Source organism: Aliicoccus persicus, assembly GCF_900110815.1.
GTDB classification, from domain to species: Bacteria; Bacillota; Bacilli; order Staphylococcales; family Salinicoccaceae; genus Aliicoccus; species Aliicoccus persicus.
This window is the reverse complement of sequence record NZ_FOIT01000004.1, coordinates 195,605-209,326: the sequence shown is the minus strand read 5'-3', so window position 1 is coordinate 209,326 and position 13,722 is coordinate 195,605. Positions and strand designations below refer to the sequence as shown.

Sequence of the window (13,722 nt, the reverse complement as noted above, 5' to 3'; positions counted from 1 at the left end):
GTGTGGCCGATCACCCTCTCAGGTCGGCTACGCATCGTCGCCTTGGTGAGCCACTACCTCACCAACTAGCTAATGCGCCGCAGGTCCATCCATCAGTGTCAGATAATCCGACTTTCATCCGTAGACATATCCGGTATTAGCCACCGTTTCCGGTGGTTATCCCAGGCTGATGGGCAGGTTACCCACGTGTTACTCACCCGTCCGCCACTCGACACCCGAAAGTGTCGCGTTCGACTTGCATGTATTAGGCACGCCGCCAGCGTTCATCCTGAGCCATGATCAAACTCTCCATATAATTAAAAACTATATTTAAGTTTATAGCTCGTTTGCATTTTTTTACTTGGTTACACCAAGTTGGTTATTTACCAAAATTATTAGAATTAACGTTGACTTATTGTCATTCAGTTTTCAATGTGCAAATCAAAAAATACATAAAAATGGAGCGGGTGACCGGAATCGAACCGACAACATCAGCTTGGAAGGCTGAGGTTATACCATTTAACTACACCCGCACGGTATATAGTAAATCTATTATGAATTTATTTTCTATGTGGCTAAAGATTGATGCGGCTGAGAGGACTTGAACCTCCACGGGATTTAACTCCCACTAGGCCCTCAACCTAGCGCGTCTGCCGATTCCGCCACAACCGCTAACTCATATTTTATTTCAAATAACTATTTTAGCGACATTATTTATTGTATAACATGCGATTCTAATTGTCAACAACAAATTTAAAAATTTAGATGGTGACCCCTACGGGATTCGAACCCGTGTTACCGCCGTGAAAGGGCGGTGTCTTAACCGCTTGACCAAGGGGCCGTGTTTGGTGCAACGATATTTATAATATAACGTACAGACTTTAATGTCAACACTTTTAATTAAAAATAATTCTGAGGTTGTATTTTTATCTTGTTCGGACGCTTTCTGAATAGTTTCTTCATTATAATAAGCTTTAAAATAATAAGCTTTAAAAGTTTTTTAAAAAATGTTGAGGAAAGATAAGCAACCCAATTGAATTATCCGCCGTTTATTGATAAACTTTATTTATAATCATTCTAAATAAGATTATAAACTTTAGGAGGATAATTTTAAATGAGTAAAGAGTACAAAGATTCAAAGTTAACAACTCTGTTTGGTAATCCTGTTGGCGATCGTGAAAATTCTAGAACTGCTGGTCCACGTGGTCCATTAGTGATGGAAGATCCATATTTCTTAGACATGATGGCACACTTCGACCGTGAAGTGATTCCTGAGCGTCGTATGCATGCAAAAGGTTCAGGTGCTTACGGTACATTCACCGTAACACATGACATTACACAATATACAAAAGCAAATATCTTCAGTGAAGTTGGAAAGAAAACAGACATGTTCGCACGCTTCTCTACTGTTGCTGGTGAACGTGGTGCTGCGGATGCTGAGCGTGATATCCGTGGATTCGCACTGAAGTTCTATACTGAAGAAGGGAACTGGGACTTAGTTGGTAATAATACGCCTGTCTTCTTCTTCCGTGATCCTAAACTATTCCCAAGTTTAAACCACGTTGTAAAGCGCGACCCTAAAACAAACATGCATAATGCTGAAAGCAACTGGGACTTCTGGACAAACTTACCAGAGTCATTACACCAAGTAACAATTATCATGACTGAGCGTGGAATTCCGAAAGGATTCAGAAACATGCACGGGTTCGGTTCTCACACTTATTCTATGATCAATGAAAATAATGAGCGTGTCTGGGTGAAATTCCACTTCAGAACACAACAAGGTATCGAAAACTATAGTGCTGAAGAAGCAGAGAATGTTGTTGGTCAAGACAGAGAATCATCTCAACGTGACCTATTCGATGCAATCGAGCGTGGCGACTTCCCTAAATGGAAAGTTTATATCCAAGTAATGACTGAAGAACAAGCGAAAAATCATTACCATAACCCATTTGATTTAACTAAAGTTTGGTACAAAGGTGAATACCCACTGATCGAGGTCGGTGAATTCGAATTAAACAAAAACCCTGAGAACTACTTCGCTGAAGTAGAACAAGCAGCATTTGCACCGACGAACATCATCCCTGGTATTGGATTCTCACCAGACAAAATGTTACAAGGACGTTTGTTCTCTTACGGTGATGCACAGCGCTACCGCTTAGGTGTGAACCATCACCAAATTCCGGTAAACAGTCCGAAAGGTGCAACAAATGTTTGCCCATTCTCTCGTGATGGTGCAATGCGTACAGATGGTAACTTAGGTAGTCACATCAACTACTATCCAAATAGTTACGGTGCGTTCGAATCACAAAAAGATAAAAAACAACCGGCATTAGATTTAGAACTTGCTTCAGTTTACGAGCATAACTTCAGAGAAGACGATGATCATTACTATGAACAACCTGGTAAGTTATTCCGTCTTCAATCAGATGAAGATAAACAACGCTTATTCAAAAATACAGCAGCTGAAATGCAAGGCACAACGACACGTACAAAACACCGTCATATCTTTAACTGCTACCATGCAGACCCAGATTACGGTAAAGGTGTAGCAGAAGCACTTGGCATTGACATCAATGATGTTGATTTAGAGAACGGTGACTTCTTCCACAACAGATAATTAAATGATTTAAAATAAATTAAACTCGGAAATCTTCAATTGGATTTCCGAGTTTTTTATATTTTATCAACTATCACATTTTCTAGAATTATGCAACGTTTTATAAAATTTTGTATAATTATTTAAAATTGCCATTGACAGTATTCATAATGTTCAGTAAATTAAAAACATGGTTTAGTAGTAAATTTACATATTAGGAGGATTTCTATGGATTGGTTTAATGATATAAACACCTTTTTACTTGATATTACTGGATCTATTAGTGATTTCGTTTGGGGGATCCCGCTCCTCGTATTACTTGTCGGTACAGGACTCATTTTAACAGTGCGTTTGTCTTTCTTCTCTTTTAGAATGTTACCACATGCACTTAGAATGCTGTTCAAAAGGTCTAAAGATGTACCTGGTGAGGAAGGAGATATTTCACATTTCCAAGCTGTTATGACTTCACTTGCTGCGACAGTTGGTACCGGTAACGTTGCCGGTGTTGCAACTGCCGTCGTACTCGGTGGTCCTGGTGCAGTGTTTTGGATGTGGATGACCGCTTTAGTTGGTCTAGCTACGAAATACTCTGAAGGTATTCTCGGTGTTAAGTACCGTCAAAAGAATGCGAAGGGTGAAATGTCAGGTGGTCCGATGTACTTCTTGGAGCACGGTCTTAACCTTCGATACAAAAAAATTAACTTTGGTAAATGGTTAGGTGTCATGTTTGCATTCTTTGCAACAGTTTCTGCAATTTTTGGAATCGGTAACATGGTACAAGCGAACACTGCTTCAGATGTTATGCAAGGTACATTTAATGTACCAACATTTGTCACAGGTATCGTATTCGCCGTACTTGTTGGTCTCGTTATTATAGGTGGGATTAAATCAATCGGACGCGTCGTTGCATTCTTCGTTCCATTGATGATTGTCTTCTATATGATCGCAGGTATAGGTATCATCGTCTTCAACCTGGCTGATGTGCCTGCAGCTTTTGGACTAATTTTCTATGATGCATTTACGGGGCAAGCTGTCGCAGGTGGAGCGATCGGTTCAGTAATTCGTTGGGGGGTCGCACGTGGTCTATTCTCAAACGAAGCTGGTCTTGGTACAGGGGCTATTGCTTCTGCTGCCGCTGTCACTGATTTACCTGGACGCCAAGCAGTCATTGCGATGACTCAAGTATTCATCGATACGATTATCGTTTGTACCGTGACTGGCTTAGCTTTAACGATGGCAGATTTATACTCAACAGGACTTGAAGGTGCAACATTAACCGCGATGAGCTTCGACGCCCTTTTACCAGGTAATATCGGTCAGTACGTCATCGCCATTACGCTCGTGACGTTTATCTTCTCAACGATGGTCGGTTGGAGTTACTTCGGTGAGAAATGTTTCACATACTTAGTCGGTGACAATTTCACAATGCTATACCGTGTTATTTTCACAATTGCTATTTTCTTCGGTGCTGTTGTTCCATTACAACTTGTTTGGAACTTCGCGGATATCTTCAATGCGATGATGGCAATACCAAACTTAATCGGATTGTTACTCCTATCCGGTGTCGTTGCAAACGAAACGAAGAAGTACTTGAAAGTACGTTCCAGAGAAATACATCGAGAACTATAATTTACACAATAAAGCAGCGATTGACAGATATATTGTCAATCACTGCTTATTTTTATTTCTTCATAGATAGACTCACTCTACCCTTATTCATATCGACGCCGATAACTGTCACATCTACAATATCCCCGACTGAAACAATATCCATTGGATTTTTTACAAATCGATTGCTCAGTTGAGATACATGGACAAGTCCGTCATTTTTCACACCGATATCAACAAATGCACCGAAATCGGTCACGTTGCGCACGGTTCCTGTTAACTTCATGCCCTCTTTTAAATCTTCCAGTGTTCTGACTTCTGTTTTTAATAGTGGTGTTTCAAAGTCTTCACGAATATCTCTAAGCGGTGCTTTTAAACTTTCTAATATATCAGTCATTGTTGGCATCCCGACATCAAATTGTTCCGCCAATGCTTTACTATCTGCAATTTCTATCTTTGAGATCGCTTCATCTGTCCCGAGTGTATTTGCTGCTACACCAAGCAAATCTAAGACCTTGTATGCCACATCATAATTTTCCGGGTGAATCGGTGTGACATCAAGTGGTTCGTCCCCATCGTACACGCGTAAAAATCCAACGCTTTGTTCGAATGTCTTCTTACCAAGTCTCGGTACTGACGCAAGTTCACTGCGTCGTTTAAAGCCACCTTTAGCTTCTCTTTCCTTAACGATATTATTACTAATCGTTGCAGACAAACCAGAGACGTGTTGCAATAATATAGGTGATGCTGTATTCACATTGACCCCAACTCTGTTCACTGATGTATCGACGACGAAATCTAATGACTCCGTTAAAAATTTCTGATTTAAATCATGTTGGTACTGTCCAACACCGATCGATTTCGGATCAATTTTCACAAGTTCACTCAGTGGGTCTTGCACACGTCGTGCAATAGAAATTGCACTGCGTTCTTCAACATTTAAGTTCGGGAATTCATCACGAGCAATCTGAGATGCTGAATAGACAGATGCACCCGCCTCATTCGCGATAATAAATGGCACATCCGCGTCCATTTCATTGATGACTTCACTGATAAAGCTCTCCGTCTCTCGCGATGCGGTCCCATTACCGATTGCAATTAATTCAACATCGAATTCCTTAATCATTTTCTTAACGGTTGATTTCGCATCATCCACTTTTACTTGTGGTGGATGTGGGTAGATGACGCCTTTATCTATAAATGCACCGTCGCGGTTAATGACTGCAAGCTTACAACCTGTTCTGAATGCTGGATCGACACCGAGAATGACCTTCCCTTTTAATGGTGGTGTCAAGAGTAGCTTCGTTAAGTTTTCTTTGAAGATGTTTACAGCATGCGCTTCACTCATCTCGCTTAAATCGGCTCTCACTTCACGTTCGATACTTGGCAGAATCAATCGCTTTAATCCATCCATAACTGCCGTTTCTAAATAATCACGCGTTTTAGAATTTGGTCTAATAATCTGATTCATTATATAGCGCACGAGGCGTGATTCGTCGATTGTTATTTTCACCGTTAACACATTTTCTCGCTCACCACGGTTCAGTGCCAAAACACGGTGCGGAACAATGGTCTCTACTTTTTCTGTGTAGTCATAGTACATTTCAAAAATGCCTTGTTCATCGACAGCATTTCTCTTTTTCTTAGATTCAATGACACCGTCTACTTTGAACACTCTTAAAATATAGCTTCGATATTTTGGGGAATCTGACATTTGCTCTGCGATGATATCAAGTGCCCCACTGATTGCAGATTCTGTCGTTTCGACTTCTTCATTCAAATACTTCGTCGCTTCTGATTCAACAGCATCGGACTGTTGTGAAAAAATAAATTTCGCGAGTGGTTCTAGCCCCATTCGCTTCGCTTCTGTCGCACGTGTCTTCTTCTTTTGCTTAAACGGGCGATATAAATCTTCAACACGGTTGAGCTTTGTTTGACGTAAGATATCAGACTTTAACTCATCATCAAGCATCCCTTGTTCATCGATCAATCGAATGACTTCTTGTTTTCTTTTCTCCAGATTTTCTAAATACTTGTACTCTGTTTCAATCGTATTGATCTGCTCTTCATCCATGTTGCCCGTCATCTCTTTACGATAGCGTGCGATGAATGGGACCGTGTTCCCTTCATCTAATAGCTGGATGACATTCTTGATGTTACTTTCTTTAAGTTTTAACGACTGCACGAGCAGTTTAACCAATGATTCATTCATATGTATTCTCCTAAAAATAAAAACCTCTTAACGAATTAAGAGGTCTTCTAATTATCAGCATTTTGAACTGCATGTCTGAGTTTCTCTATCGCGACACGCTGTAATCGCGAGACGTGCATTTGACTCAAACCAATTTTTTCTCCGACTTCTTTTTGAGAAAGTTCTTCAATAAATGTATATTGTATAATTTGACGTTCTCGATCACTTAAAAGGGGCAGCACACGCTCTAATATCATGCGTTTTTCAGTGAGCTCATAGTTATCATCAGCTTGCCCCATGACATCGAGCAATGTCACAGTCGAGCCTTCCTTATCCGCTTCAATGGCGTGATCGACACTGAGTGCATTATAGCTTTGGCCCATTTCCATCGCCTCTAACACTTCTTCAGTCGTCACTTCTAAAAAATCAGCAATCTCATCCACTCGCGGTGAACGTCCCAGTTCATTAGTCAGTTCATCCGTTGCAGATTTAATCTTTGGGCCAATCTCTTTAATGCGTCGTGGAACATGTACACTCCACGTCTTATCACGTAAATAACGTTTAATTTCACCTGCAACCGTCGGTACTAAAAAAGCTTCGAACTTTCGTTCAAATGAAGTATCGAAACGCTTAATTGCACCGAGTAGTCCGACCATGCCGACCTGTACTAAATCTTCGTGGTGACTCTGACCTTTAGAATAACGATATGCAAGTGATTCAATCAGTTTCGTGTAGTGTTTAACGAGCTCAGTTTGTGCTTCCTCGTCACCTTCAGTCTGGTATGCCTTTATGAGTGCGTTGATATCATCGCTCGATTGATTATTATCCGTTAGTGATTGATTCTCCATCCGCGTGCACCTGGCTTTCATCCATATACTTCGTCATGCTAATTGTAACACCTGAATCTTTTTTAACAAACACTTCATCCATCAACGCTTCGATTAAGAATAACCCTAGCCCACCTTCTCTAAGAAAATCAACATTCTCATCTTTGTCATATGGTCCAAGGTCTTCTCTAACTTCTTCATAGTTAAAGCTCTTTCCTTTGTCCGACACAACAATTTCTATTTTTTCAGGATAAATAGCAAAACCAATTGTAATATCACCTTGTTCACCATCTTTGTATGCATGTTTAACTGCATTCGTTACCGCTTCAGAAACGGCAATTTTTGAATCCTCTATCTGGTCGTATGATGCACCTGCTCTAGAGAAGACTCCAGATAATGTTAATCGAATTAAGCCAACGTATTCTGCACTTGCAGGAAATTTCATCTCTACATAGTCATAGTTTACGCTCATGATTCGTCACCCTTTGTAATATTCATAAGATCCTTCAAACCAGTAATTTCGAATAAGCGCTCAATTCTTTCAGATGCGCCGATAACGTATAACTCATTATTATTCTTTCCAAGAGATTTCAAAGTACCCACAAAAATACCTAAACCAGTAGAATCCATATATGATAACTTTGATAAATCTATCTTTATATCATGTGTCCCTTCGGATTTTATTGGTTCAAGTGCTTCTTGAAACTTTGAAGCTGTGTATAGATCGAGTTCCCCGTCAAGTGTCATAAAGTAATGTGAATCGCGTTTTTCAGTCATTATAGTTAAGTTCATCATTAATCCCTTTCACTAAAAAAATGATATGCATTTAGATTAAAATACCCTCATACATACCATTTTAACCGTATTAATTTAAATTCTTTAAAATAAATAGTGTTAAATCATCACGTTTTGTCGGGTGTGTAATGGAAATCAATTTCTCATAGATGAACTGCACAATATCTTGTGGGTGTCCATCTCGGTTTACTCGTATCATTTCTTTTATTTCATTAAAATCTATAATCGTATCATCGCGTTTTCTTAGTTCACTGACACCATCTGTAAATACGATCAACATATCTCGCTCTGCCATCCTCACTTGGCGTTGCTCATAAGTCACAAACTTCTTGACACCCAGGACGATTCCCTTGGCATCGATCTCTTCAAACGTATCCGTCTCATAGCGATAGACAAGTGCTGGTTCATGTCCAGCTGAAGCATAGTATAGTAACTTTGTATTGTTATCAAACATGCCGTAAAACATCGTAATAAACATATTTTGATTGATATTCTTTTCAACGACACGGTTAAGTTTTCTCAATGAATCACTCGGGTATTGACTATAGCCGTTGCTATCCATACTAAACTTGATCATGCTCATTGCTAGTGCTGCAGGAATACCTTTACCAATGACGTCAGCGACACCAAATGTCATCATGCCGTCATTGTGGTCAATGATATTAAAATAATCTCCACTCACCTTGTTTGCAGGTACGCTGAGCACACCGAGATCGATACCATCGAATTTTGGAATCGTCGTCTTTAACATCGAATCCTGTAATTGAGAAGCGACATCTAGCTCTTTATCGTGAACTTCAATTTTTTCTGCCATGTCTCGGTAAACTTTAAATGATACACCCAGTTTAATATGTACTTCTCTTAAAATTTCTAAGCTCTTTTTAATTTCTGATGCATCTTTTAAATCGATTTCATCGACAACATCCATATGTATTTGAACAAGTTCTTCTGTAGCAGAATTCATTTTAATCACGCGCTCGCAAAAACCAAGACACTGATGGAGTGCTTCTTGTTCTTGGCCTAATACATAGCGCCTGACTATGTCTTTATAGTCATCATATATGTTTTGTGTATATGGCAAATCCATTCCCTCCATCAAATTAATAACATAAAGTGACGTATGTTTGACGTCAATTATGAGTAATGCTTTTTATGTTTTTTCTTCTTGGATGGATTTAATTCCAGACTGACTTTCAACGCTTCATTAACTTCTTGCATTTTATCTTTTGATAAGCTCGTCAGCTTTTCCTGCAGTCGCTTCTTGTCGATTGTTCTAATCTGCTCAAGGAGAATGACGGAGTCTTTCTCCAAGTTATATGTATCTTTTGCAATTTCCACATGTGTCGGTATTTTTGCCTTATTGATCCGTCCTGTTATTGCCGCAACTATCACAGTCGGACTGTGATAGTTACCCACATTATTTTGAATGACCAGTACAGGTCGGTTACCACCCTGTTCAGAACCTTCTACCGGATCAAGATTGGCTAGATAAATCTCTCCTCGTTTCATCTAGACACCATCTTTTTGACATTATATTTTTATCACTTAAAACTGCTGCTTCTGATTCTGTAGAAAAATAAGCTTTGGAGATAGATAGATTAATCTCATACATTTCTGCATAACCTTTCCGCATCGCGTCATCTGTAGTTTCGCACTTAAATACTGACACAATATCTCACTCCTATACGTTCAATAATACCACTTTATATTATTATGGACTACTTATTTTAAAACATCGTTATTCACGAACTCTGAGTCCCCATAAACATACTTTCTCGGGACTCTTCTAGAAATTAAACAAAGCGCCTCATAGGTGATAGAATCCATATGTTCTGCATAAATATATAATGAATTCGTATGTGAATCTTCGTTTGAGACGATTGTCACTTCATCACCAATTTGAACGCTATCTGGCACACGTACCATCGTCATATCCATACATACATTTCCGACGACTTCGCATTCTGAATCATTAATTATCATTTTGTAACCTTTCATCTGACGCGTAAACCCATCCGCATATCCGATCGGTAAGATGACAATCTTTTCTTTAGACTTTGCACTGTACGTTTGACCGTAACCAACAACATCATTTTCATCTAAGAATTGTTCATCTAACACTTTCGTTTTTAGCTGTACTGCTGCGCATAATTTGATATCTGTTGACTGACGGACGAATTCACTCGGATAATAGCCGAACAGTCCGATACCTATGCGCATTGCATTGCACACTGATGCATCAATCGTTAATGCACCAGCAGTATTTTGTATATGCACATATGGTGGATGCTCAAGCGCTTGTATGATTCCTTTAAAGCGTTCATATTCAACAGATGTCTTATCGTTATCTTCATTCGCCGAACTGAAATGAGAATACAGACCTTCATACTTAAAGTATTTGAAATTTTTAATCTCTTCCACCATCTGCTTTAACTCTCCGACATCATTTGTCCCCTGCCGATTAAAGCCGTTATTCACTTTAATATGAATCCATACTTCTTTTTCGTATTTATCCTTCACCTTTGCTTTCGCCTGTTTTACCCAGTTAAGACTCGGTGCTGTAACAGCGATGCGGTGTTGAATCGCTTTGTTTATATCTTTCGGAATAATCGCACCGAGCACGAGTATTTTATCGCGTATACCATGCATGCGAAGTTCAATCGCTTCATCAAGTGTCGCAACCGCAAAAAAATCTATACCTTTTTCAGATAAAAATTCAGCGAGCACTGTACTGCCAAGCCCATAGCCATTCGCTTTAATGACTGCGATCATCTGCTTGTTCGGCACCACGCGTTTATATTCGCTTAAGTTATGCTCAATGCGTTCCAAATCTACTTCCATAATTGTAGAACGATAATACTTACTAGACATAGCGTCACTCCTTAACGGTTTGGATAATTACTGTCGCTGTTGCGTAATGCTCGGTGTGTGAAATAGAAACGAGAGCAGCTTGATCATTTTGTAAATACGGCTTACCCATCTCATCATTCAAACAGATGATTTCTTTAAATGAAATGGTTGCGCCAATTCCCGAGCCAAGCGCTTTGCTATATGCTTCTTTCACAGCATATCTTCCTGCTAAATATTCAATCTTTCTCGAATCACTCGTCAATGTTTCATAATATCGTGCTTCATCTTCACTTAAAATACGTTTTGATAAGCGTTTGTTTTTATCTTCAACAGCTCTGATGCGGTCGATTTCAACAATATCTGTACCAAGTCCTATAATCATATACTACGCCCGACGTTTTCATTGACGATTTGACGAATTTCGTCACGTAGTGAATCTGCTTCATCGGACTCTAGTTCTGGGATATACACGATGCTTGATGCAGTTCTGAGCTGCACCCCTTTTAAATTATAAAACTCCATCAACGGCCCTTGTTTCGTATCAATGTTTTGGATTCGAATAAGCGGCACATGTTGTCTGGACTTCGTGAACACACCTTTATGCACTTTCAGAACATCATCAACGATGCCGTATGTTGTCGTTCTGTATTTCAAGTTCGGAATGATGATTACATCTGTAAGTAATATAATCAAAGCAATTGCTGCTAATATCCAAGTCACAAAAAGTGGCATCCAATCAAACATCTCAGACAAAACATAGACAACGACCGCTAATAAACCTACGACAATAGCTACCACTGCATTTTTAATCCTCCACAGCGTGATCGCGCGTTTCGATATTTGCTTCATGCTTCATCCCCCTTTTAATCCAATGCCAAATTTTGTCGATATCTTTGATGTCTAAATAACGCAATGTGATTTTCTCTCCAAGTAATCCAGCTGCCATTTTAACATGGATGATTGCTAGTTTATCGAAGCGCAATAGTGGTTGTGTAAATGTGCTAACATGAATCACACGGTTGCGTTTCATTGCATAGTGCGAACGACTAAAGAAAGATGTCGACATAAGATTGATTTCGTCTTCTGATTCATCGATGCGATAGCCCGTATTACGTGCACTATAAATACCAGCGCATGTTATAGCAGCGAATAAAACGATACCGACAATCCATGCGTATTCCCAGTAAAGTATTTGCACGACGATTGTCGCAGTAATGATTACTAACGCCTGAATTTGGAAAAACCTTCTATATGCACGGAGTGGTACTTTACGCGGTGGTACTTCCATATGATAGTTCGGGAAAATATCATGAATAACTTCGTACAATTGTTTTCTTCTAACGAATGGAAGCAACGATATTTTATTTCCACCTTCAGATAAACTCAACGCATCAGAAGAAATGATGACACTTAAACTATAGAAACCAAATATGCGTCGGATAATGCTGTCTTCTATTACAATACCTTGCACACGGTTGATGTTCACACTTTGGTGCTTTTTCTCGAGCAATCCATATTCAACCATCAGATCTTCGCCGCGTTTATAAAGCTTATAATCGTAATACTTAACTGCTAAAAGAATCGTACCCATCACATAAGCAAAGATAACAAACAGAATCGATGCAACAGATATCGCAAGGATTGGCATGCTGATAAAGTTTTCAAACACATCAAAATATCTTTCCACAATCTCTTCAATAAAAACACCTGAGAATGAACCTACGATACCGAGAATAACTGCTAAAAATGTACCGAGGGCACCGCTTGTCATTGCCATGAGGACAAGCATGCGTCCCGTCATGGCATAGAGAAGTTCACGTTCTTTCGGTTCTGATTTCGACGCTCCTGCTGATGAAACTTCTTCTGTTTCATCCACTTCTTCATCGATAACATCCGTTGACTCAGTCTGTCCTTCATCGATGGCTTCAAGTTTCTCTTTTTCATAATACAATGTTTCTTGAAGCTCATTCGCCTGTGTTTTTTTCATGACTGAAATCGTTAAACCTTCACCTGGTGTCGTTACTTTTAACCGGCTTGCACCAAATATTCTTAAGTAGACAGGTTCAGATATGTCTACGGAATCAATACGTCTAATATTTAGTTCTTTTTCTCGTTTAACGAAAACACCATCGTGATAGTGGAATTTATTGTCTTCAATCCAAAACCGTGTACGGTAAATGTTTAGCATTTCAACCAAAGCAGAGACTATGATTAATATGACGACTATGGATAACACGAGCATAGCGACTGTCGATATCGAACGTACTAATTCAATAAAATTCAAATTTGAAAAATTCGTATTCAAAGCTACAAGAAAAATAGGAACGAACATATTTTTCACGAAACTAAACGCACTGGACAAGTAAGCCAGCGGATGGAGTTTTTGTGGTTCATGCATGATTGTCCACCGCCTTTACTATTTCTATTAAATCTTTCTGCAATTGCTCTAACTCATCAATATCTAACGGCGACGTCACGATTGTTTGACTCGCTGAAGAAATGCGGAGTATGCCAAGATTAAAGCGTCTGGAAATGACACCTGACTGCATCGTCACATCTTGAATTCGTCGCAGCGGTAACATTTCTTTACGCACGAAAATTAGACCATACTTTAATTCAAACGCTGTCTTACTATGATCATATTTCGTCACGCGCATATAAATTCCGGGTCTGATGAATAGCGACCAGATGTATCCGAGAACGATCAATCCAATCGGTACATATAACAGCCAAAGATCAAGATCATAATGTTGATGAATAAAGACATAAACAATGATCAATGGCACTTGAATGATTAATCCTAACAAAAATTTAACGCGAATATAGTTCGCTACTTTTGGTTCTAAACGCTTCATTTTTACCTCCATAAAGAT

14 protein-coding genes, 3 tRNA genes and 1 rRNA gene are annotated in these 13,722 nt (G+C 39.3%); 2 read left to right on the top strand and 16 right to left on the bottom strand.

What is annotated here, in order from left to right:
* The 4 genes from BMW30_RS07840 to BMW30_RS07825 form a co-directional block, all read right to left on the bottom strand.
* Window positions 1-295, bottom strand: a 16S ribosomal RNA gene (locus tag BMW30_RS07840); the annotation flags it as partial.
* Between the two features lie 143 nt (window positions 296-438).
* Window positions 439-512: transfer RNA gene (locus BMW30_RS07835), tRNA-Gly, on the bottom strand.
* Window positions 513-565: 53 nt separating this feature from the next.
* Window positions 566-651: transfer RNA gene (locus BMW30_RS07830), tRNA-Leu, on the bottom strand.
* A gap of 94 nt (window positions 652-745) precedes the next feature.
* Window positions 746-820: transfer RNA gene (locus BMW30_RS07825), tRNA-Glu, on the bottom strand.
* Window positions 821-1,093: 273 nt separating this feature from the next.
* Between BMW30_RS07825 and BMW30_RS07820 the strand changes: the two genes are divergently transcribed.
* Window positions 1,094-2,599, top strand: coding sequence for a catalase (locus BMW30_RS07820; RefSeq protein WP_091475516.1), 1,506 nt, complete (start codon window positions 1,094-1,096; stop codon window positions 2,597-2,599).
* Window positions 2,600-2,806: 207 nt separating this feature from the next.
* Entirely contained in the window at window positions 2,807-4,207 is a 1,401-nt protein-coding gene (locus tag BMW30_RS07815) for an alanine/glycine:cation symporter family protein (RefSeq protein ID WP_091475514.1), read from the top strand.
* 52 nt (window positions 4,208-4,259) lie between these two features.
* Here BMW30_RS07815 and BMW30_RS07810 read toward each other — a convergent pair whose 3' ends face one another.
* The 12 genes from BMW30_RS07810 to BMW30_RS07760 form a co-directional block, all read right to left on the bottom strand.
* Entirely contained in the window at window positions 4,260-6,398 is a 2,139-nt protein-coding gene (locus tag BMW30_RS07810; RefSeq protein ID WP_091475512.1) for a Tex family protein, read from the bottom strand.
* A gap of 47 nt (window positions 6,399-6,445) precedes the next feature.
* Window positions 6,446-7,225, bottom strand: coding sequence for an RNA polymerase sigma factor SigB (gene sigB, locus BMW30_RS07805; protein WP_091475509.1), 780 nt, complete (start codon window positions 7,223-7,225; stop codon window positions 6,446-6,448).
* Complete coding sequence (rsbW, locus tag BMW30_RS07800; protein WP_091475507.1) at window positions 7,200-7,676, bottom strand: anti-sigma B factor RsbW; 477 nt, start codon at window positions 7,674-7,676, stop codon at window positions 7,200-7,202. Before rsbW ends, sigB begins: the two co-directional genes overlap by 26 nt.
* Window positions 7,673-7,996, bottom strand: coding sequence for an STAS domain-containing protein (locus BMW30_RS07795; protein ID WP_091475505.1), 324 nt, complete (start codon window positions 7,994-7,996; stop codon window positions 7,673-7,675). The genes rsbW and BMW30_RS07795 overlap by 4 nt, the downstream gene beginning before the upstream one ends.
* Before the next feature lie 73 nt (window positions 7,997-8,069).
* On the bottom strand, window positions 8,070-9,086 hold the full coding sequence (locus BMW30_RS07790) for a SpoIIE family protein phosphatase (protein WP_091475503.1): 1,017 nt from the start codon (window positions 9,084-9,086) through the stop codon (window positions 8,070-8,072).
* Between the two features lie 47 nt (window positions 9,087-9,133).
* Window positions 9,134-9,508, bottom strand: a complete 375-nt coding sequence (locus tag BMW30_RS07785; RefSeq protein WP_091475501.1) for a type II toxin-antitoxin system PemK/MazF family toxin — start codon at window positions 9,506-9,508, stop codon at window positions 9,134-9,136.
* Window positions 9,474-9,668: a hypothetical protein gene (locus BMW30_RS10425; RefSeq protein WP_143249006.1), complete on the bottom strand. Its 195-nt coding sequence runs from the start codon at window positions 9,666-9,668 to the stop codon at window positions 9,474-9,476. The genes BMW30_RS07785 and BMW30_RS10425 overlap by 35 nt, the downstream gene beginning before the upstream one ends.
* A 53-nt stretch (window positions 9,669-9,721) precedes the next feature.
* Complete coding sequence (alr, locus tag BMW30_RS07780; RefSeq protein ID WP_091475499.1) at window positions 9,722-10,870, bottom strand: alanine racemase; 1,149 nt, start codon at window positions 10,868-10,870, stop codon at window positions 9,722-9,724.
* Window positions 10,871-10,874: 4 nt separating this feature from the next.
* Window positions 10,875-11,231: a holo-ACP synthase gene (acpS, locus tag BMW30_RS07775; RefSeq protein WP_091475497.1), complete on the bottom strand. Its 357-nt coding sequence runs from the start codon at window positions 11,229-11,231 to the stop codon at window positions 10,875-10,877.
* Complete coding sequence (locus BMW30_RS07770) at window positions 11,228-11,698, bottom strand: PH domain-containing protein (RefSeq protein WP_091475495.1); 471 nt, start codon at window positions 11,696-11,698, stop codon at window positions 11,228-11,230. The genes acpS and BMW30_RS07770 overlap by 4 nt, the downstream gene beginning before the upstream one ends.
* Window positions 11,655-13,247, bottom strand: coding sequence for a PH domain-containing protein (locus BMW30_RS07765; RefSeq protein WP_091475493.1), 1,593 nt, complete (start codon window positions 13,245-13,247; stop codon window positions 11,655-11,657). The genes BMW30_RS07770 and BMW30_RS07765 overlap by 44 nt, the downstream gene beginning before the upstream one ends.
* Window positions 13,240-13,704, bottom strand: a complete 465-nt coding sequence (locus tag BMW30_RS07760; protein ID WP_180366264.1) for a PH domain-containing protein — start codon at window positions 13,702-13,704, stop codon at window positions 13,240-13,242. Before BMW30_RS07760 ends, BMW30_RS07765 begins: the two co-directional genes overlap by 8 nt.
* Window positions 13,705-13,722: the final 18 nt, after the last annotated feature.